Origin of the sequence: Paenibacillus plantiphilus, from assembly GCF_927798095.1 — a bacterium.
Lineage (GTDB): Bacteria > Bacillota > Bacilli > Paenibacillales > Paenibacillaceae > Paenibacillus_Z > Paenibacillus_Z plantiphilus.
The window spans coordinates 1-19,985 of sequence record NZ_CAKMMF010000003.1 but is presented as its reverse complement, the minus strand read 5'-3'; the positions used below and the strand labels follow the sequence as shown (position 1 = coordinate 19,985).

The 19,985-nt window shown below is 51.1% G+C and carries 19 protein-coding genes; 17 read left to right on the top strand and 2 right to left on the bottom strand.

Annotated features, from left to right (window positions below; translation table 11 throughout):
• Positions 1 to 29 precede the first annotated feature (29 nt).
• From mutM to L6H65_RS02805, 10 genes are all read left to right on the top strand, one after another.
• Positions 30 to 845, top strand: a complete 816-nt coding sequence (gene mutM, locus L6H65_RS02850; RefSeq protein WP_236338863.1) for a DNA-formamidopyrimidine glycosylase — start codon at positions 30 to 32, stop codon at positions 843 to 845.
• Between the two features lie 7 nt (positions 846 to 852).
• A complete protein-coding gene (locus L6H65_RS02845; protein ID WP_236338862.1) occupies positions 853 to 1,689 on the top strand; it encodes a deoxyribonuclease IV in 837 nt (278 codons plus the stop codon).
• A 3-nt stretch (positions 1,690 to 1,692) separates the two neighbouring features.
• Positions 1,693 to 2,001, top strand: a complete 309-nt coding sequence (locus tag L6H65_RS02840; RefSeq protein ID WP_236338861.1) for a cyclic-phosphate processing receiver domain-containing protein — start codon at positions 1,693 to 1,695, stop codon at positions 1,999 to 2,001.
• A gap of 29 nt (positions 2,002 to 2,030) precedes the next feature.
• Positions 2,031 to 2,813, top strand: a complete 783-nt coding sequence (locus tag L6H65_RS02835) for an ABC transporter ATP-binding protein (RefSeq protein ID WP_236339111.1) — start codon at positions 2,031 to 2,033, stop codon at positions 2,811 to 2,813.
• Positions 2,810 to 3,826 (top strand): SAM-dependent methyltransferase, encoded by a 1,017-nt coding sequence (locus L6H65_RS02830; RefSeq protein ID WP_236338860.1) that lies wholly within the window; start codon positions 2,810 to 2,812, stop codon positions 3,824 to 3,826. Before L6H65_RS02835 ends, L6H65_RS02830 begins: the two co-directional genes overlap by 4 nt.
• A 344-nt stretch (positions 3,827 to 4,170) precedes the next feature.
• A complete protein-coding gene (locus L6H65_RS02825; RefSeq protein ID WP_236338859.1) occupies positions 4,171 to 5,805 on the top strand; it encodes a serine/threonine-protein kinase in 1,635 nt (544 codons plus the stop codon).
• 99 nt (positions 5,806 to 5,904) lie between these two features.
• Positions 5,905 to 7,461 (top strand): ABC-F family ATP-binding cassette domain-containing protein, encoded by a 1,557-nt coding sequence (locus L6H65_RS02820; protein ID WP_236338858.1) that lies wholly within the window; start codon positions 5,905 to 5,907, stop codon positions 7,459 to 7,461.
• Positions 7,462 to 7,511: 50 nt separating this feature from the next.
• Positions 7,512 to 8,741: a chromate efflux transporter gene (gene chrA / locus L6H65_RS02815; RefSeq protein ID WP_236338857.1), complete on the top strand. Its 1,230-nt coding sequence runs from the start codon at positions 7,512 to 7,514 to the stop codon at positions 8,739 to 8,741.
• 101 nt (positions 8,742 to 8,842) lie between these two features.
• Entirely contained in the window at positions 8,843 to 9,541 is a 699-nt protein-coding gene (locus tag L6H65_RS02810) for a response regulator transcription factor (RefSeq protein ID WP_236338856.1), read from the top strand.
• Positions 9,538 to 10,893 (top strand): HAMP domain-containing sensor histidine kinase, encoded by a 1,356-nt coding sequence (locus L6H65_RS02805; RefSeq protein WP_236338855.1) that lies wholly within the window; start codon positions 9,538 to 9,540, stop codon positions 10,891 to 10,893. Before L6H65_RS02810 ends, L6H65_RS02805 begins: the two co-directional genes overlap by 4 nt.
• A 116-nt stretch (positions 10,894 to 11,009) precedes the next feature.
• Here the strand turns inward: L6H65_RS02805 and L6H65_RS02800 are convergent, their stop codons facing one another.
• Positions 11,010 to 11,507, bottom strand: coding sequence for a C40 family peptidase (locus L6H65_RS02800; protein ID WP_236338853.1), 498 nt, complete (start codon positions 11,505 to 11,507; stop codon positions 11,010 to 11,012).
• Positions 11,508 to 11,668: 161 nt separating this feature from the next.
• Between L6H65_RS02800 and L6H65_RS02795 the strand changes: the two genes are divergently transcribed.
• The 5 genes from L6H65_RS02795 (at position 11,669) to L6H65_RS02775 (ending at position 17,217) form a co-directional block, all read left to right on the top strand.
• Positions 11,669 to 12,526 (top strand): carbon-nitrogen hydrolase family protein, encoded by an 858-nt coding sequence (locus L6H65_RS02795; RefSeq protein ID WP_236338852.1) that lies wholly within the window; start codon positions 11,669 to 11,671, stop codon positions 12,524 to 12,526.
• Between the two features lie 54 nt (positions 12,527 to 12,580).
• Positions 12,581 to 13,255: a GNAT family N-acetyltransferase gene (locus L6H65_RS02790; protein ID WP_236338851.1), complete on the top strand. Its 675-nt coding sequence runs from the start codon at positions 12,581 to 12,583 to the stop codon at positions 13,253 to 13,255.
• 1 nt (position 13,256) lies between these two features.
• On the top strand, positions 13,257 to 13,925 hold the full coding sequence (locus tag L6H65_RS02785) for a GNAT family N-acetyltransferase (protein ID WP_236338850.1): 669 nt from the start codon (positions 13,257 to 13,259) through the stop codon (positions 13,923 to 13,925).
• A gap of 31 nt (positions 13,926 to 13,956) precedes the next feature.
• Positions 13,957 to 14,736, top strand: coding sequence for an MBL fold metallo-hydrolase (locus tag L6H65_RS02780; RefSeq protein ID WP_236338849.1), 780 nt, complete (start codon positions 13,957 to 13,959; stop codon positions 14,734 to 14,736).
• 486 nt (positions 14,737 to 15,222) lie between these two features.
• Complete coding sequence (locus L6H65_RS02775) at positions 15,223 to 17,217, top strand: endonuclease MutS2 (RefSeq protein ID WP_236338848.1); 1,995 nt, start codon at positions 15,223 to 15,225, stop codon at positions 17,215 to 17,217.
• A gap of 29 nt (positions 17,218 to 17,246) precedes the next feature.
• On the opposite strand, the gene L6H65_RS02770 is transcribed toward L6H65_RS02775, so the two are convergent.
• Positions 17,247 to 17,891 (bottom strand): thiamine diphosphokinase, encoded by a 645-nt coding sequence (locus tag L6H65_RS02770; protein ID WP_236338847.1) that lies wholly within the window; start codon positions 17,889 to 17,891, stop codon positions 17,247 to 17,249.
• A 332-nt stretch (positions 17,892 to 18,223) separates the two neighbouring features.
• Between L6H65_RS02770 and L6H65_RS02765 the strand changes: the two genes are divergently transcribed.
• Together L6H65_RS02765 and L6H65_RS02760 are read left to right on the top strand one after the other, a co-directional pair.
• On the top strand, positions 18,224 to 18,910 hold the full coding sequence (locus L6H65_RS02765; protein WP_236339110.1) for a trimeric intracellular cation channel family protein: 687 nt from the start codon (positions 18,224 to 18,226) through the stop codon (positions 18,908 to 18,910).
• On the top strand, positions 18,907 to 19,395 hold the full coding sequence (locus tag L6H65_RS02760) for a low molecular weight protein-tyrosine-phosphatase (RefSeq protein WP_236338846.1): 489 nt from the start codon (positions 18,907 to 18,909) through the stop codon (positions 19,393 to 19,395). Before L6H65_RS02765 ends, L6H65_RS02760 begins: the two co-directional genes overlap by 4 nt.
• Positions 19,396 to 19,985: the final 590 nt, after the last annotated feature.

The window sequence follows — 19,985 nt, the reverse complement described above, 5'->3', positions numbered from 1 at the left end:
ATCTTATACAACAGGAAGGAAGAGAACTGATGCCGGAATGGCCGGAAATGGAAACATATCGCAGAATGCTTGCGGCGCGAATCGTCGGACAGCCGATTACTCGCGTGGAGGTGACAAGGCCAAAGTCTATTAATGTTGCACCCGAGCTATTCGTACAGGAGCTGATCGGCCGCAGCGTTTGGTTCGTTGAGAGACGCGGCAAAATGCTGCTGTTTCACCTCGATAACGGCAAGCGTTTGCTGCTGCATCTGATGTTAGGCGGAATGCTTCATTTCGGTGAAGCGGAGGACAAACCTGAACGAACCGTTCAAGTGTCCATCGGATTTCCAACTGGCGATATCAGTTTCATCGGCCTTCGATTAGGCTATATTCATCTACTGACTGCCAAGGAGGTCGAGAATCAGCTCGGCAAGCTGGGTCCTGACCCTTTTGATAAACGTTTGACTCTGGAGCGTTTCAAGGAACGTTTTGCGCGGAAGCGCGGTGCGCTCAAAACTTCGCTGGTCAATCAGAATGTTATATCCGGCATCGGCAACTGTTATTCAGACGAGATTGCTTTTGCAGCAGGCGTCCTGCCTGGCGCCCAGATTTCTGAGCTGGAAGAGGGAACGTGGGAGCGGCTGTATGCTGCAATGCACGAGGTGCTGAGCGAGGCATTGAACTATGGCGGATATATGGAAATGCCGCTTATGCAAGACGACACGCTGACCGGAGGCTTCAATGAACGCTGCCGCGTCTATGATCGCGCAGGCGAGCCTTGTGTTCGCTGCTCAGGAGTGATTGAACAGAGCGAGCTGAGCTCGCGCAAAACATTCTATTGTCCTTCCTGCCAGCGGGACCGTTAATTACGCGATGATAATCGGCTGCCATGTGTCCACTCGCGGAGGTTATCTGGAAGCAGCGAAGAGAGCCCATGCTGTTAGGGCGAATGGGTTTCAATATTTTCCGAAAAATCCCCGCAGTCTTGCGCCCAAAATGTTCGACAGAGCGGATGCGGGACGCTGTGCGCAGTATTGCTCCGGGAATGGAATGGTCTCGATCGCACATTCTCCTTATCCGACGAATGTCGCTGCCGAAGACCCGGTGCATCTGGAGCGTACGGTCATCTCGCTATTAAACGATCTGGATATCGCAGAGGCATGCGGCTCTCTAGGCGTTGTTGTTCATTTCGGGGTATATAAGGGTAAGGATATTCTTCAAGGCTACCGCAATTCCGTTCTGACGCTGAGCCTTGTTGCGGCGCAATGGCATGGGAAGGCCAAGCTGTTGATCGAGAATCAAGCAGGCGACCATACGATGATGGGTACGACAATCGAAGAGCTGGCACAGGTACGAAGCTTATGCACCGACTCCCATAAGATCGGATTCTGCCTGGACACCTGTCATTTGTTTGCTAGCGGCGTGTGGGATGGCAGCCCTGAGGCGGATTGGCTGGCGACAGCGCAGAGGCTTGATGTGCTGCCGCATATTGCGGCAATCCATTTGAACGATTCTGTCTATGCATCCGGCGAAAAGCGGGACAGACATGCCATCCTTGGAGAAGGGCATATCGGAACAGACGGGCTTCATTGGCTGCTGCAGCAGCCTGCGTTTGCAGACACGCCTTTTATATTGGAAACACCAGCTGGAGCTGACGGTTCGCATGGGGGGCAGATCACGCTCGCCAAGCAATGGGGAGGAGGCCGCTGACCGATGATAAATGTATACCTGGATGATTATCGGCCATGTCCGCAAGGATTCGTGGCTGCGAAGACATCGGAGGAATGCATCCTCCTGCTGGAGGCAGAGAAGGTTGACGTCATATCGCTTGATTTCGATCTGGGCTGGGGCCAGCCGACAGGCTTGAAGGTTGTCGAGCATATCGTTGCCAGCGGACGTTATCCGCGAACGATCTATATTCATACATCAAGTCCATCCGGCCGCCTGCAGATGCATCATCTCTTGATCCAGCACGCGCCGCCGGAGGTCGTCATCCATAATCGAGCGATGGGGGACGGATGAAACATTTTCAAGTGCAGGGGGACAACGGAATGATTCATCTTAGACGACTGTTTCTTCGACGGGATGAGCGCGATATTCTTAAAGGCGTAGATCTAACCATTCATAAGGGCGAGCATTGGGTCATTCTTGGACGCAACGGCTCTGGCAAGACGACGCTGCTGGAAATGATGACCGGATACCTTTTTCCTTCATCAGGAACAGTTGATGTGCTCGGCAATCGGTATGGCGAGGTTGATATACGAGAGGTTCGTAAGGACATCGGCTATATTAGCCAGTCGGTCATCGAGAAGTTGACCTTGCGTGATCCCGTGTGGGAGGTTGTCGCGACCGGCCAATATGCGTTTCTGCGATTCTATCAGGAAGTAGACAATGCAGTACGGCTTAAAGCGCTTAGGCTGTTGGATGAGGCGGGTCTTGGCCATATGGCGGAGCATCCCTTCGGCACATTGTCGCAAGGTGAACGAAAGAAAGCGATTCTGGCAAGGGCGCTGATGGCTGATCCGAAGCTGCTTATTATGGACGAGCCCTGCGCAGGCTTGGATCTGCATGAGCGGGAGAAGCTGCTTGCCGATCTGGGCAGGCTGAAGGATCATGATATTACCGTTGTGTATGTCACCCATCATCTTGAGGAAATTATTCCATTATTTACGCATGTCGCATTAGTGCAGGATGGCCTGATAGCCGCTGCCGGCCCTAAGGAAGAGGTGCTGAGCAGCGATTTGTTAAGCAGAGCCTATGAATGGCCGGTAGAAGTGGAATGGGCTTACGGCAGACCATGGATCAAGGCTTCATCAGGAGGAGAACAATTGTGACGCTATGGATTGGTACGGCAAATCACGGGTTTGCCACATATGCAATGGAAGAGCTGCGCCGTTTATTTAATGAGATTAAGCTTAACCAGCTTGCGCCGAATGAGATATTCCGCATGGAGGTTCCACAGGATCGCGAAGAGACTTTGGCGCTGCTCCGTCAGAAGGAGCCGATATTTCTGCGTCATATTCAGCCGGTTGACCGCAGTCTGCCGATAATGGGCAATGCGGACGATCTGGAGGCTTTATCCGAGCTCGTAAGAAATTCCCGCTTGCGCTGCGAGCACAAACGGACGGCTGTACATCTGCGGCGAGCGGACAATAGTCCGTTCCAGTACACAGCGGCAGATACGAAATTAGTTCTGGATGCCGTATTAAGCGAAGCGGGCGGCGAGCCGTCGCTGCAGTCGCCTGAGCTTATTCTGTCCATCTATGCGGGGGCCGAAGAGCTGCATGTGGGATGGGGAACACCCGAGGAGCAGCTGTCGGATTGGCCCGGCGGGGCGGTGAGATTTCAGCGTGAGGATGGGCAAATCTCGCGGGCGAAATTCAAGCTGCTGGAGGCGGAAAGAGCGTTCAAGCTGGATTTTGCAACCTTCAAAGAAGCATTGGACATCGGTGCTGCGCCTGGCGGATGGACACAGCTGCTTCTGGAGCGCGGCCTTTATGTGACATCGGTCGACCCGGCTGACCTGCATCCATCACTGCGTCAATATCCAAGGCTCACCTATTGGAAGAAAAACGCATCCGAGGTCAAGTTTCAGCCAGAAGCCTTTGACTTGCTCGTCTGCGACATGAGCTGGAGCCCGATGCAGATGTCCAAGCTTGTGCTGGAGCAGATTGGAGCTTTAGCTGATGGTGCAGCTGCTATCATAACGGTAAAGCTGATGCACAAAAAACCGCTGCAAACTATACGGGATGTTATCGCTAAGCTGCAGACATCATTCGAGCTCAAGAGAGCCAAACAATTGTTTCACAATCGCGACGAAATTACGCTATACTTGGTTAAGAAGTAATCGCTGTTGAATAGTAGCATGGAATGGGAAAGCATCCCGTTTGAGCAGACAAAGGTCTGTTCATTCGGGATGCTTTTTCATATGGCCATCTATAAATTGAAAGATTGAAGGGAACAAAGGGGCCGCTGTGCTGGGGAATGTTCTTACGATCGCTGTTGTTCCCGGGATTCTTGAATAGTAGTTGATAAATGTGGAATTCCGGGAACAAAGGCGAGCGCTGACGCTTCTTCAGAATCATTCCCCCTGCTCCGCTCTGTTGTTCCATCTCTCGTTCAAATATATAGATTCCCATTCGGTTTATTGGTTTATCTGTTGTAGTTTGTGATGAAAAGGAGGAGAACAGGATGGATTATCCATCGTCAGATGGTTGTCAAATCAATGATTGGATTGGAGAGAGGTATCGGGTTGTCGGACTGATTGGACGCGGCGGGATGGGCGAGGTGTACGCAGTGGAGGATATGCGGCTGCAGGGCAAGCTTCGCGCCCTCAAAGTAAACAAGCCGCATTTGCAGGACGCCCACTACAGTGTGGAGGAAGCATCGCTCCTTATGCGGCTGAATCATCCCCAATTGCCTGTAATCGTGGACTATTATCCGCCGAACGATGCGGGTATCGAGATGATGGTGATGGACTATATTGATGGTGAAACTATTCATTCCTATACTACGTCTCAAGGCGGGGAAATAACGATTGAAATGGTGCTTCACATCGGTATGCAGCTTTGCGAGGCGCTTCATTATTTGCACCAGCAGCAGCCGGCAATCATTCATCGGGATTTGAAGCCGACGAATGTGATGATTACGCGCAGCGGGCATATCCGGCTTATCGACTTCGGTATTGCCAGGCGATATAAGGTGAATCAACAGCAGGACACCGTACAGCTCGGAACGCCCGGCTTTGCTGCACCAGAGCAGGAGGGTGAGCAGCAGAGCGATGCGCGCACCGACATATACGGCTTGGGGGCGCTGCTGTTCTATATGCTGAATCGTGGACGGACGCCGTCAGCTAGCGACAAGCAGCAGCGCAGTCTGCTTCATAAGGCCAATGTGCCGCAATCGGTGATTGCTGTCATTGAGCGGATGATGGACGAGCGTCCCAATTGCCGTCTCTCCTCCATGGCAGAGGTTCGCGCAGCACTTCTTGCATGTCTGCAGGTCCAGGAGCAAAACATGGGCAGTCCGCACTATTTTGGCCCAATCGCGCAAACAGAACAGACTCGTCACGCCCGAGTGCCCGGCATGGGCGATTCCTCGTTTGCAGACAGGGCAAGAAACAAGCCGGTACAGGTCGCAGTCGCCTCTCTATCCTCAGGGTCAGGTGCGACTTTCACTGCTTTAACGCTTGTCAATTTGTTAGGACTGCGGGGGATAAGCTGCGGTGCTGTCGAGCATCCCGCGCTAGAGCCGGAATGGCATGCTCTGCTTGATCTGGGCGGCAAGAGAGGGGCGGTATCGGCGGTCATGCCTCAAGATCCCCGATATATTCGGGTATTGTCTGAAAATTTGATGTGGCATGCGCTTGAACCAACCTATCGCAATGACGAAGCGGATTTAGCCATCAAAAATCGGCTCATGCTGGAATCGTTGACGCAAACAATCGTCGTCACTGACATCTCCAGCCGCTGGGTTGGAAAGGAAGGCGAGGAGCTGCTGCTGCGAGCTGATATTCTTTTGCTTGTAGCCGACCCCTGTCCTGCCAAATGGACACCTCAGCGCTTGCAATCATCCACGGCGGTCTGCTTCGAGAGGGAGAGGCTCAATCGGACGACGATGTGGATCGCCAATAAAGACGTTCCATTCTCCCATCGAGGGGAATGGCTTAGGCTGATTCCCTCAAAGCCGGTTACCTCCATACCGCAGCTCCCATCGGCTGAATGGACGCAATTCATGTGGCAAGGTGCATGGGCAACGAAGCATAAATCATGGCTTCCGATGCTGGAACGGGCTTTCGAACCGATATTCAACAAGCTTTTTGCATGAAGTTGACACAAGAGCCAATCTCCTGTGATACAATGGTACGCGAGCGATGTATGAAGCACGCTATATAGACATGACCATAAGGAAACGGAGCCTCGAACAATGAGTTTATTGACAGTTGAAGAATTATCCCATAATTTTGGCGATCGCACGTTATTCAAGAACGTTTCGTTTCGTCTGCTTGCAGGCGAGCACGTCGGCCTGGTAGGCGCTAACGGTACAGGCAAGTCTACTATGATGAACATTTTGACAGGCAAGCTGTTGAAGGACAGCGGCAAGGTGGAATGGACCCCTAAGGTTCGTTATGGTTATCTCGATCAGCACACGAAGCTGACACCGGGACTGACCATTCGCGATGTCCTGAAGGATGCCTTCCTTCCTTTGCTGGAGCTGGAGAAGGAATTGAATGAGATTGCAGCGCAAATGGCTGATGCCGATCCGGATACATTGGAGGAGCTTCTTGTACGAATGGGCGAGATTCAGGAGGAGCTTGAGATTGGCGATTTCTATCTGCTGGATGTGAAGGTGGAGGAGATGGGCAACGGGCTGGGGCTGAATGTGATCGGCCTTGACCGTGACGTATCTGCCCTAAGCGGCGGACAGCGGACAAAAGTTTTGCTGGCTAAGCTGCTCTTGGAGAAGCCTACTGTTCTTCTTCTGGATGAGCCGACCAACTATTTGGACGATGAGCATATTGCCTGGCTCACCAATTACCTGAAATCCTATCCCCATGCTTTTATGCTGATTTCACATGATACGACCTTTATGAACGAAGTTGTGGATGTGATCTATCATCTGGAATTCGCCAAGCTGACACGCTATACCGCCAACTATGAGAAGTTTCTGCTGATGGCGGATATTAATAAGAATCAGCATATTGACGCTTATGAGAAGCAGCAAGAATTTATTAAGAAGCAGGAAGATTTCATCCAGCGGAACAAGGCTCGCTATTCTACCAGCGGCCGTGCCAAGAGCCGTGAGAAGCAGCTGGATCGAATCGAGCGAATCGATCGTCCTGAGGAATCGATGAAGCCGACATTCGTCTTCAAGGAAGCACGTACGAGCGGCAAGACGGTGTTCGAGGCGGAAGGCCTGTCCATCGGCTATACGCACCCGCTGCTACCGAAGATGAATATGCTTGTGGAACGCGGCGACAAGATCGCAATCGTCGGCTGCAACGGCGTAGGTAAATCCACGCTGCTGAAGACGATTCTCGGCGTAATTCCAGCGCTGGACGGCAAAGTCTATCATGGCGACTATTTGCACCCGGCCTACTTCCAGCAGGAGATGAAGGCGCCGACGGCTACGCCGCTTGATGATGTCTGGAATGAATTTTCCAGCATGAACCAGCATGAGGTTCGCGCGGCGCTTGCTCGCTGCGGTCTGAAGAACGAGCATATTACACGCGCGCTTAATCAGTTGAGCGGGGGCGAGCAGGCTAAGGTTCGCTTATGCAAGCTGCTGATGCGCGAAAGCAATTTCATCGCATTCGACGAACCGACGAACCATCTGGATGTCGTAGCCAAAGCAGAATTGAAGCGCGCGCTTCAAGCCTTTAAAGGAACGATTGTGCTTGTCTCCCATGAACCGGATTTCTATGAGGATTGGGTGACGAAGATTTGGGACGTTGAGGCGTGGTCGATGCAGAGCACGCAATAACGTTATAACAGCATATCATCAATCACTCCGGAAGAGACGGGGAACGCGCTATGAACACGAAACATTCAGAAGGCACATTCGGCGAAGTGTTCCGAGCTGCCTTGAAGCTTGGTCTGACCTCCTTCGGCGGTCCGACAGCACATATCGGCTATTTTCGTGAAGAATACGTTATTCGGCGACGCTGGTTGAATGATCAATCCTTTGCCGACCTCACCGCCCTGTGTCAATTTCTTCCGGGTCCTGCAAGCAGCCAATTAGGCATGGCAATCGGCATTGGCCGCGCAGGGTTATGGGGAGCGCTTGCAGCTTGGCTCGGATTCTCCCTGCCATCTGCGCTTATCATGCTGTTATTCGCACTCACCGCGACCAGTATGGACCTGTCTCATGCAGGCTGGCTGCAAGGACTTAAGCTGGCTGCTGTAGCTGTAGTCGCACTGGCGGTATGGAGCATGTGCAGGACGCTAGCTCCAGACCGTCCCCGAGCGACGATGGCAGTTGGCTCGGCAGCAGCTGCATTGCTTATCCCGGGCGCGATAGGGCAGCTGCTGCCCCTTGTCGGATGCGGACTGATAGGATATCTAATATTCGGATCTTCAAAGTCAGCAGAGGCAGGTTCCACTACTGCCGCCGCTCAAGGGTCGGGAGCCGGATTCAACAGGCTGATCTCCAAAAAGGCGTCATGGCTGTCGCTAATTGTATTTGCTCTATTGCTCGTCTGCCTTCCTATTGCCGCACAGCTGTCAGCTTCAACGGCAATCTCGCTGGCGGACAGCTCCTATCGAGCGGGCTCGCTCGTCTTCGGCGGCGGGCATGTTATATTGCCCATGCTGGAGAACGAGCTGGTGGGAAGCGGTCCGGGCAAGCTGTCTGCAGAGACCTTCACGGCCGGCTATGGAGCGGCCCAGGCCGTGCCAGGTCCGTTGTTTACATTCGCTGCTTATCTCGGAGGCGCAATGTCTGGGGGATGGCAGGGTGCAATGTATGGCTTGATAGCATTGGCGGCGATCTTTCTGCCATCTCTGCTGCTGCTTATCGGAGCGCTCCCTTACTGGCAATCGATTCGCGGCAATCGTAGCGCACAGGCTGCTCTTATGGGCGTCAATGCAGCAGTCGTTGGGATTTTGCTGGCGGCGCTGTACGATCCTATTTGGCAGGATGCGGTGCAGTCAGCCCATCATTTTGTTATCGTAATCCTTGTTTTTCTGATTCTTCATGTCTGGAAGCGGCAGCCCTGGGAAGCGGTATTGTTCTCTGCAATTGCAGGCTGGCTAGTTCTATAGAGAAGCGATTCCGCTTGCAAATGCGGGAACGCTTCTTTATGATAGGGAAAACAATATCCCCAAATGAAAGAAGAAGTCATATCAAAGTGGGTGGATAAACGATGAATGAACGTGTGCTAGTTATCGAGGACGAGGATGGAATTGCTCGTGTGCTCCAATTGGAGCTTGAGCATGAAGGATATACAGTTGGACGGGCTGCTGACGGTCGAACAGGACTGGAGCTGGCCAGCTCAGGCGAGTGGGACTTGGTGCTCCTTGACGTGATGCTGCCGGCATTGAACGGCATTGAGGTGTTAAGACGAATCAGGCAGGCGGGGAATCCCATTCCAATCATTCTGCTGACAGCACGAGATACGATACCTGATAAGGTAAGCGGCTTCGAGCATGGAGCGAATGACTATTTGACGAAACCCTTTGCAATGGAAGAGCTGCTCGCAAGAGTCCGCAATCTTCTTCGCATCTTCCAGCAGAAGCCGCGAGAGATAGAAAACTCCGATGTGCTGAAAGCAGCTGATTTAATGATTGAATTGCGGACGCGCAAGGTGACACGCAAGGATCTGCCGATTGAGCTAACGCCAAGGGAGTTCGAGCTGCTCGTTTATTTGGCCGAGAACAAGAATGCAGAGAAATCGCGGGAGGACATTTTGTCGGAGGTATGGGGCTACGACTTTATTGGCGAGACTAATCTTGTAGATGTCTACATTCGATATCTCCGTCAGAAGATCGATAAAGGCTATCGACACAAGCTTATTCATACCGTTCGTGGAGTCGGATATATGCTTAAGGAGCCTGACGCATGACGTTACGCAGAAGATTCACATTTTTTACTATCTTTTGGTTAATTTTCATACTCATTTTATTCAACATTTTCGTGTACTTGTTCGTTATAAAGATAACGATGCGCAGCGAGGAGCAGCTGCTGACGAATAAAGCGAATATTCTGCTTGAGGATTCCAAGATCAGCAATTCTAAAATGCTGGACAGCATTGAGCTGCTTCAAGACTATTATAATGTCAACGAGCTGATGCGAATTGTCATACCGAACGGTACGGTTGTGAATACGCAGGGCTCTGACCCGGAGCTGCTAGCGCTGAAACCGCTCTTCACAAAGCAGCATGAGACGGGAATGACCTATCTGGAAGGCCGGAGAGTACTCTTCATGAAGGTTCCGTTATATGAGCATGGCGCCGTCATTGGGACGCTGGAAATGTATCGGAAGCTGACGCTGCTCGACAGCTACCTGCAGGTGCTGGTCATTGCGCTGACAATTACGAGTATCGGGGCGATTCTATTCGCTATCATCGGGACATATTGGTTTACCTCGCGTCTCACCTCTCCCATTCAATACATGGTGCAGACGATGCGGGAGATTGACCGAAGCGGCAAGCTTCGACAAATTGAGCTGGGCAGCAAGGAGCAGTCTGCTGAGCTTGAGCAGCTGGCACGCGCTTTCAATCAAATGATCAACCGTCTGGAGCGGACATTCGACCGTCAGAAGCAGTTTGTTGCAGATGCCTCTCATGAGCTTAAGACGCCGCTTACGGTTATAAGCAGCTATGCGGGAATGCTTAAACGCTGGGGTAGGGACGATGAGAACGTTCGTGACGAGGCGATTGAAGCGATCAGCACGGAAGCCCAGCGTTTGCAGAACCTCACCAAGTCGATGCTGGTGCTGGCGGAGGCGGAGCAGGAGGATTGGCTTAAGCTGGAGAGATTCGATCTCGTTCAGCTGGCAGATGAGACCGCAGATATGCTGCATGCAACCTTTGGCCGAATGATACGCGTGCATGCGCCAAAGACGGATATGAAATTAATAGCGGACAAGGATAAAATCCGGCAGTTGCTCGTCATTCTGCTTGATAATGCGATTAAATACAGCAAGGAAGCGATCGAAATTTCCCTGCAGGCGACCAAAGGAACGGTGCGGTTGTCTGTCTCTGACAAAGGGATCGGAATCCCTGATGACGATATGCCGCTGCTGTTTGAACGATTCTTCCGAGTGGATGGGGCGAGAAGCCGGACGACTGGGGGAGTAGGCCTGGGACTTTCGATAGCGAAGAGAATTACGGACTTGCATGAGGGGAAAATTGATGTGTTCAGCAAGCCTGATCATGGAACGACGATAACGGTTGTGCTGCCGCAAAGAAAATAACGGACCTCAGCAGTGGAAACGGCCGTACATCCCTGTCGGAGAAATGTACAGCCAATCCACGCTGCGGTCCGCATGCCGAATTGGAATGAAGGAATTGCGTTGCATTACAATTTTGGCTACATCACACGGCGAGCGGTAATGTAGTGGGAGCTCCAATGCGAGGAATTGATGCTGGAGAACTTGACGCCTCCACTGCCATAAGTGTGCAGAATACGGTTGTTGCCGGCATAGATTGCGACATGTCCGATGCTTTTGCCTGTACGTGCAGTCGAGAAGAAGACAAGATCGCCTTTTTTCAGATTAGCCCGGGAGACATAGCTTCCTCTGCTTGCTTGCGACTTGGATGAGCGAGGCAAGGATACGCCCATTTTTTTGAATACATGCTGGGTAAATGAAGAGCAATCGAATACATATGTAACTCCGCTCGGCGCACCGAATCGATACGGCACTCCTAGATAATTGTCTCCTATGCTAATGATCTTGTTGGCGACAGATGCCGTTGCAGCTTCCGCTTTGGGAGCCTGTCCGATTGCTAAGCTGGATAATCCAATGATAGCGCTTAACCCGATCGTTGCTATTCTGCGGACGATTCTTTTCTTAGTTGTCATGTTCATGGTGTCCCTCCACATTCGTTTGGTTGTTGCGTACAGGAACACTATAGCAGAATAAGTTGCACCTAAACATTACCACGAAGGAAAGATTGTCAGTGCTTTCAAGCATTGAAGTCGCTTTATTAGAATACGATGAGAAATTTCTAATAGTAGGTGAGAGGAATTTGAAAATACGTGTTTGCGCGGTACAATACAGGCTGGAAGACATCGAGAGCTTCGAACAATTCGCAGACCAATGTGCTCATTATGTTAGGAATGCATCGGAATATGGCGTACAGTTTGTGCTGTTTCCAGAGTTCTTCACGACACAGCTGCTGTCCATTCCAGATTCGGAGGGCCATGCACGGACCATTGATGATTTGCCCCGATTCACAGAGCCGTATGTGAAGCTGTTCACAGCGCTATCCGCTCAGTATGACATGCATATCATAGGCGGAACACATGTTATAGATATCGGCAATGGCAAGAAGCACAATGCAGCGCATTTGTTCTATCCTGACGGACGGGTAGCGGTGCAGGCGAAGCTGCATATGACGCCTACTGAGCGTGAGGAATGGGATATGGCTGCCGGCGATTCTCTGTCTGTATTCGAGACTGAATACGGTACGATTGGCATGCTGACCTGCTATGATATAGAATTTCCTGAGATTGTTAGAATGGCGCGCGCCAAGGGAGCGGATATTATCTTCTGTCCGTCATGTACAGACGATCGTCACGGCTTTCATCGGGTACGTTATTGCTGCCATGCCAGAGCTGTTGAGAATCAAATTTATATTGTGACAACCGGAACAGTAGGCTCACTTCGCAAGGTTGATTTCATGCGGGCTAACTACGGTCAAGCTGCTGTCATATCGCCTAATGATATTCCGTTTCCGCCAGCTGGAATTATGAGCGAGGGCGTTATTAATGATGATATGCTGGTTGTAGCAGACTTGGATTTGCAGCTGCTGTCCGATGTTCGTGACGCAGGCTCGGTTACTACATGGCGCGATCGGAGAACAGACCTATATACCGATTGGTAAGCAGTTCACGCACCGCCGGAGCGGACTGGTCCTGCTAATGAGAGGGGGAGGGTTATGGACAAAGAGCTGATTGTCTATCATTCAGGCAAGCCGGAACGAATCCTAATACGCAATTATACAGGGGATGACCTGCAGGGCATGATTGCCATTCAGCAGCAAAGCTTTCCACCTCCATTTCCTTCCGAGCTTTGGTGGAATGAGGATCAGCTTAAGGAGCATGTTTCCCGTTTCCCAGACGGCGCGCTGTGCGCTGAAGCCGGTGGACAGCTTATCGGGTCGATGACCAGTCTTCTTGTTGATGGGTCCACGATAGGCGGGGATCACTCTTGGGAGGAAGTAACAGACGGGGGATACATACGCAATCACAACCCGAAAGGCGACACGCTCTATGTCGTCGATTTGTGCGTTATTCCATCCTATCGCAAAGCGGGAATTGGCAAATGGCTCATGCAGTCGATGTACGAAGTCGTCGTTCATCTCGGCTTGGCAAGACTTGTAGGCGGGGGTCGCATGCCAGGCTATCATCGCCATGAGCATGAGGCTACTGCTGCGCAATATTTGGAACGGGTTGTTGCGGGAGATTGGCAGGACCCTGTTATTACTTTTTTGCTGCGCTGCGGCAGAATGCCCGTTGGCGTTGCGAAACAATATTTGGCGGATGAAGAATCACGGCATTATGCTGCCATCATGGAGTGGAGAAATCCTTTTACAACGACGAGGAGGCAATAAAGTGGAATATATCCGCATTCGATCCATTGAAGATCCTTTGTTTGAGAGCATGCACCGTTTGATGGGGACTGTGTTTCCCCCTGAGGAAGTACTGGCAGCAGGCAAATGGAAGGAGCCGCTTGAGGATGAGGGAATTCATGTCTATGCGGCTGTTTTGGAGGGGGAGGTTGTTGGAGCTACGGAATACCGCTATTATGCTGACATGAGAGTGGCTATGACTGATTTCACTATAATCGGCCTCCCCAATCTGGGAATTGGCCGCTTCCTGATGCGCAATCGCGAGAAGGATATTGCAAGGCTGGCAGCCGCAAGTGGAACGGAGCCAATCGGCATGTTCGCAGAAATATACAACCCGCTTCTCGTCGATTATGAGTTTGGCGGCGTTGCAGCGATGAATCCCTATGTGCGCCGCGAGGTATTATCGCATATTGGCTATCAACGGCTAGATTTCCCCTATGTGCATCCTTCCTGGGAAGAGAACGGCGATGCGGTCGAAGGACTTGATCTATGCTTCCTGCCGCAGGATGAGGCGATGACGGCTGTACCGGCTTCGCTGGTGACGGCATTTCTGGAACGCTATTATACGGCTCTTCCGAATAAACCGGCAGCCTGGCATGAGATGATTGCGCTTCTAAAGAAAGAAGAGGCTGTCAAGCTAAAGGCAATCTAAAGTCATATATCGGGCAGTAGGAGGAGTTGCAATGCCGACTTCCATCACTTTCTGGGGAACAAGCGATTCCTCAGGCGTCCCTCGTGTTTATTGCGAGTGCGGCGTTTGCAATGAAGCTAGACGTACGGAGGTTAATCGAAGATACCGCTCGCTCATTCATGTTGCTGACCCGGAGTACGGGGAGCTGCTCATTGATTGCGGACCTGACTGGCGGATGCAGATGGAGAGGGCGGGCTTGAAGCGGATTGACCGTATTCTGATCACGCATGCGCATTTCGATCACATCGGAGGGCTCCCGGAATGGGCGGATATGTGCCGCCATCTGAATTGCAAGGGGCAAGCCTATGCGATGCCGGATGTCATTCACGACATACAGGTGCGTTTCCCTTGGATACATAGCCAGATCGCATTCATACCAATCGAAGGTCCGCTGCAACTAGGCAGTTGGATCGTTGACTGCTGGAAGGTCAATCACGGGCGGAACGGTCACGCATACGCATTTCGCTTCTCGCATATGGAAACGGATGTATCATGGGCCTATTGCTCGGATGCCATTGCTCTGACAGATGAGCAGCAGCTGCCATTATTCGGTCTTCATACGCTCATTCTGGGTACGAATTTCTATGAGGAGCCGTTTGCCTATGATACGCGCTCTGTTTATGATGTGACAGAAGCGCTCGCAATGCTGGAGGTGTGGAGGCCAGTCCGCACCATCTTTACACATTTATCCCATGACATTGATCTGCAGCGGAATTATGGCCTTCCTGATCATGTGGAATTTGCCAGGACGGGGCTTGTCATTACGGTCTGAAGAAGGAGCTCGGAATAATTAAGGACGTAACAGGTGTGGAACTAGGCAATAGTGATGAATTGGGCTTGACGCTGCTGCTAATAATCGATATGATAGCCATATCTTAATGTGCAAGGGGAAATTTTAATGTTTGCCGGTGTTCTTAACTCGTAATTGGATATGTGAGACTGTGAATGATCGTGTACGGTGATTTGCCCGATTTCTATAAAGAGGTCAGGTTTATTTCATGTACGCTGTCATGCAGACTCGCCCTGAGTTAAGAACATGACGATTTCCGCCTGCAATACGGCAGATAGGCGTGCTCTTGGAGCACGCCTATTTCTATGCACGCCGCTGTTAGCAATCGCCTGTCGGATAAGTTCCGAACGGTGACGGCTTCAGCGGCAATGCTTGTCGTATTTATTGAACAGGAGTGGAACGCGCTTATGCGTTCTGCTCCTGTTTTTTTTGTACCCAAAATTGAAGATACGAGGAGGCTTTCACAAGATGAACGAACAAAGCTTGATGAGACTGGAGTATGACAAAATAAAGGAAAAGCTGCTGGGCTATACGCTTTCGGGATCAGGCAGGGCATTGGCTGCTGCGCACAAGCCGAGCAGGAATAAGAGTCAGGTAAGCGCGTGGTTGAATGAAACTGAGGAAGCGGCCAGACTGCTGGCGACTGGAGCGAGCGTGCCTTTATCGTCGATGGAGGGGATGGAGCCTATTATTGCTCTGCTTGGCAAAGGCAGGATTTACAACGAGCAGGAGCTGCAGTCACTGTCGAAATGGTTGAGCTCAGTCGCACAAATGAAGCGGTATATGGAATCGAAAAGGTTGATTGCGCCTACGATTAGCGGCTATGGAGATTCAATGGCGGATTGCCCTGAGCTGCGCAATGAAATCGATCGCTCCATACGGCATGGCGTATTAACGGATCAGGCCAGTACGAATCTTGCTCACATTCGCAGGCAAATTGCTGTAGCTGAGGACCGCATCGAGCGTAAGCTAAATGGCGTGCTGGGCAAATATAAATCTGCGCTTCAGGAGGCCATCGTCAGCAAGCGGAATGGTCATTATGTCATTCCAGTTAAGCGGGAATGCCGCAAGCAGGTTCCTGGTACGGTGTGGGATGAATCCGCGAGCGGCCAGACATTGTTTGTCGAGCCCGTTGATGTTGGCGAGCTCCAAGGAGAATGGCAGCTGTGGAAATCGGAGGAGGAGCGTGAACGTACAATCATTCTTGCTTCGCTGTCCCAGCTGGCAGAGCAGCATGAAGGGCAGCTCAAGTGGAATGTGGATGCAATGGCTTCATTTGATTTCATATTTGCAAGAGCCAAGCTTGCGCTAAGTTATGACGGGATTGCAGTGCGGCTTGTCGACCGCCCCTACATTAAGCTTGTAGGAGCCAGACATCCGCTGCTCGGTGAGAGCAGTGTTCCGCTTCATGCAGAGCTGGGCGGGGATTGGAGCCAGCTGATCATAACCGGTCCTAATACCGGGGGCAAGACGGTGACGTTGAAAACGATTGGGCTGCTAGCGTTGATGGTTCAGTCAGGCCTTCTTATTCCTGCTGAGGAAGGTACGAGGTTTGGCGTGTTCCAGCACATTATGGCAGATGTGGGAGACGGACAGAGCATTGAGCAATCGTTAAGCACCTTCTCTGCCCATATGGCGAGCTTGAAGGATATTCTTCAAGCAGCGAATGAACGTTCTCTCGTTCTGCTGGATGAATTGGCTGCGGGCACTGATCCCAGCGAGGGCATTGCTTTGTCTATTGCGGTGCTGGAGGAATTGCTGGACAGGAGAACTTTGACGGCGGCCACGACACATTTTAACGAGATTAAACGATTCGCTTCACGCACTGCAGGCTGTATGAATGCGCGGATGACATTCGATGCGGAGACGCTGGGGCCATTGTATCAATTGGAGATCGGTGAAGCGGGTGACAGCTACGCCTTCGCGATTGCAAGAAGGTTCGGCCTGCCGGAACGGATTGTGCTTCGGGCGGAACAGAATGTGGCGTCCTATCGGCACAGCGCTCTTTCCGATGCTGAGGTAAAGAGTGAGAAGGATTCGGAGTGTGGGGAGAAAGCTGAGGCAGTTAATGAGAGCCGTTCTGCGAAACCAACCAGCAAACAACAGCAGCGGACATTAAAAAGAGCGGACATAAACGAAGAAGGCGATGAGACAAAAAAGAAGCCTCACCGACCGCTTCAAATCGGGGATTGCGTATGGATTTATCCGCTGCGGAGAACAGGCATTGTATATCAGCCCGCTAATGAGCGCGGAGAAGTTGTCGTACAGGTTGAGAAAAAGAAGCTGAGCTTCAATCGAAAAAGACTGTCCCTCTACATTGCAAATGAAAAGTTATACCCCGGCGCTGATTATGATATGGATATCGTGTTCGACTCCAAGGAAAACCGCAAGAAGAGAAAGCTGATGGGGAGGAAGTATGTCCCCGGTCTTGCCATAATAACACCTTCGGAGGAGCAGGATTGAATGCGCCATGAAGCCCCAATCCGCAGATGTCAATCGACACTTTCAATGACTAGAAGCATCCCTTCGGTAATGGTGATCGTGCCACGGTCGCTGGACAGTATATTGCTAATGCCCAGTGACTGGCCGATCTCAAGCGTGGCATTTGATAACGGATATTGGAATCCGGTCAGCGTTATGCCCGCTACCTTTTCTGTTAACGGCAGAAGGGAGACGTAGCTATAACGAGCCTTTCGTTCAAGCACCAGCGCATCGGTTACTAACCGGATCGAATTATGCTCGTCAACAATGGCGGCAGCGACACCCGACTCAGCAGCAGATCGCAGCAAATGCACATTTGCCAATGAATGGTCGAATCTTGTACCGAGCGCACCGAATAGGATGATTTGGTCGGGCTTCTGCCGGAGGGCTTGCCTGAAAGCAAGCTCGGTGTCGGTAAAGTCTTTATCCACTGGGTCACAATCGAAGGTTTCTGCGCTTGCAGCCTTTATTTGTTGAAGCTGCTCCACCGTTACAGAGTCGAAATCACCCAGTGAAACAGTTGGTCTAAGACCATGCGAAACGAGGAATAAAGCACCGCCGTCTGCACCGTATAAAATATCATTTTCTTCAATATGCTCAAGCGCCCATTCGCCAAGCCGACCGCCAGTAAAGATGAGTATGCGCTTTTTGACCATTGGTGGATTGTTCCTTTCGAATGTACATGCTTTGCAAAATGCAAACCTTTCGTCAGTATACCCGCGTGCAAGCCCGTTGACCAGTGTGAAAATGAAAAGCAATACCTCAATTGCGCTTTTAATACGGGGATGACTGTTTTGGAAAAACAGGCGGCGCTGGTTAAATCTTACATGCGAAATAAATTTCGCTTGCTGATTCCGAGTCACACAGCTAAAATGAGATAGGATTTGATTCGGACATGATTTGAACATTTGTATGGGGATGCCATGTCATTCTCGCGAATTGTCAAATATGTAGGCGGAGGCAGCATGAAGTGAACTGGCAGTTGGACATGGATATCTTTACGATATTCAGTATTATTGGAACCATTGCTTTTGCGGTCAGCGGCGCTATCGTGGCAATGGAAGAGGAATATGATATTCTTGGCGTTTATGTACTTGGCCTCGTCACTGCATTTGGCGGGGGGGTAGTGCGCAACCTGCTTATCGATGTTCCGGTTACAACGCTATGGACGCAAGGGCCGCTGCTTAAAACGGCGATTATCGCAATGACGATAGCTTTTATTCTGCCGGTGAATTGGATTCAGCGGTGGCAGCGAAGCGAAGCGTTTTTTGATGCGATCGGGCTCTCGGCCTTTGCTATACAAGGCGCGTTGTATGCTACAGGCAAGCATCCGCTTAGTGCTGTGATCGTTGCAGCGATGCTGACCGGTATCGGCGGCGGAATGATTCGCGATGTGCTGGCAGGACGCAAGCCGCTGGTCCTTCGGGATGAAATCTATGCGGTATGGGCTATGGGAGCAGGTGCGGTTATTGGGCTGGGCTGGTTCAAATCGCCATTCGAGCTGCTCGTATTGTTCGTCATCGTAATAGTATTTCGGATGCTTTCGGTTAAATATAAGTGGAGGCTTCCAAGGCGTTCTCTCAAGTTTGCATTATCACAGTCTGTGCATTCAGAGGAGAAACGAGCAGCAGCGGCAGCAGTGCTAGATGAACAGAAGAAGGGGAACTCAAAATGATTTCGGTATTGTTTGTTTGTCTCGGCAATATTTGCCGTTCGCCAATGGCGGAAGCCGTCTTTCGGCATCAATTGAAGGAGCAAGGTATGGAAAGCATCATTACAGTCGATTCCGCTGGCACGGGAGATTGGCATATCGGCAAGCAGCCGCATGAAGGCACTCGCGGCCTGTTAGAGCAATATGGCGTGTCATACCAGGGCATGAGGGCAAGACAAGTGCGATTGACGGATTATAGCGACTTTGACTATATCGTTTGTATGGACAGCAACAATGAGCGCGATGTTCGCCAGCTGTTCGGAAGCAAGTCGGATGGCAACACGAAAGTATTCAAGTTCATGAATCTATTGCCTGAAATCAAATCGGATGATGTGCCAGACCCCTATTATACAGGTAATTTTGAAGAGGTTTATCAGCTCGTGAACCAAGGCTGCCAAATGCTGCTAGCTCGCATTCAAGAGGAACAATTGATCCGCGAAGGAGTTTAATGAAGCGCAGCCCTAATTAACGACTCACTAAATGCAACACTAGAAAACCGCTTTCCGTGCCGTGGCGCAATTCTTGCCTTGGTAGGTAGCGGTTTTTTCTATTAGCGTACAAGCATGTGTGTTATGAACGTGTGTGGGTGACTCTGCGAGCTGTAAGCAGGGAAAAACAGTCTTACGGCTCGGGTGATGGGGTAGCGGAAGTGAGATTCGATTGTGAAAGACGGAAAAACATGCTTACAGCGCAGAAAGTGTGGAGTTTGTGAGCTGTAAGCAGGAAAAACAGTCTTACGGCTCGGCTAATGGCGGCGTGGAAGTGGGATACAATTGTGGAAGACGGAAAAACATGCTTACAGCGCAGAAAGTGTGGAGTTTGTGAGCTGTAAGCAGGAAAAACAGTCTTACGGCTCGGCAAATGGCGGCGTGGAAGTGGGATTCGATTGTGAAAGACGGAAAAACATGCTTACAGCTCAGAAAGTGTGGAATTTGTGAGCTGTAAGCAGGAAAAACAGTCTTACGGCTCGGCAAATGGCGGCGTGGGAGTGGGATTCAATTGTGAAAGACGGAAAAACATGCTTACAGCGCAGAAAGTG

Bases quoted from the DNA above. Each gene is read 5' to 3' on its own strand.
- L6H65_RS02820 (WP_236338858.1), top strand. From the start codon at position 5,905: ATGAGTTTATTGACAGTTGAAGAATTATCCCATAATTTTGGCGATCGC.
- L6H65_RS02845 (WP_236338862.1), top strand. From the start codon at position 853: ATGATAATCGGCTGCCATGTGTCCACTCGCGGAGGTTATCTGGAAGCA.
- L6H65_RS02825 (WP_236338859.1), top strand. From the start codon at position 4,171: ATGGATTATCCATCGTCAGATGGTTGTCAAATCAATGATTGGATTGGA.
- chrA (WP_236338857.1), top strand. From the start codon at position 7,512: ATGAACACGAAACATTCAGAAGGCACATTCGGCGAAGTGTTCCGAGCT.
- L6H65_RS02775 (WP_236338848.1), top strand. From the start codon at position 15,223: ATGAACGAACAAAGCTTGATGAGACTGGAGTATGACAAAATAAAGGAA.
- L6H65_RS02800 (WP_236338853.1), bottom strand. From the start codon at position 11,507: ATGAACATGACAACTAAGAAAAGAATCGTCCGCAGAATAGCAACGATC.
- L6H65_RS02840 (WP_236338861.1), top strand. From the start codon at position 1,693: ATGATAAATGTATACCTGGATGATTATCGGCCATGTCCGCAAGGATTC.
- L6H65_RS02770 (WP_236338847.1), bottom strand. From the start codon at position 17,891: ATGGTCAAAAAGCGCATACTCATCTTTACTGGCGGTCGGCTTGGCGAA.
- L6H65_RS02805 (WP_236338855.1), top strand. From the start codon at position 9,538: ATGACGTTACGCAGAAGATTCACATTTTTTACTATCTTTTGGTTAATT.
- L6H65_RS02790 (WP_236338851.1), top strand. From the start codon at position 12,581: ATGGACAAAGAGCTGATTGTCTATCATTCAGGCAAGCCGGAACGAATC.
- mutM (WP_236338863.1), top strand. From the start codon at position 30: ATGCCGGAATGGCCGGAAATGGAAACATATCGCAGAATGCTTGCGGCG.
- L6H65_RS02760 (WP_236338846.1), top strand. From the start codon at position 18,907: ATGATTTCGGTATTGTTTGTTTGTCTCGGCAATATTTGCCGTTCGCCA.
- L6H65_RS02810 (WP_236338856.1), top strand. From the start codon at position 8,843: ATGAATGAACGTGTGCTAGTTATCGAGGACGAGGATGGAATTGCTCGT.
- L6H65_RS02780 (WP_236338849.1), top strand. From the start codon at position 13,957: ATGCCGACTTCCATCACTTTCTGGGGAACAAGCGATTCCTCAGGCGTC.
- L6H65_RS02835 (WP_236339111.1), top strand. From the start codon at position 2,031: ATGATTCATCTTAGACGACTGTTTCTTCGACGGGATGAGCGCGATATT.
- L6H65_RS02765 (WP_236339110.1), top strand. From the start codon at position 18,224: ATGGATATCTTTACGATATTCAGTATTATTGGAACCATTGCTTTTGCG.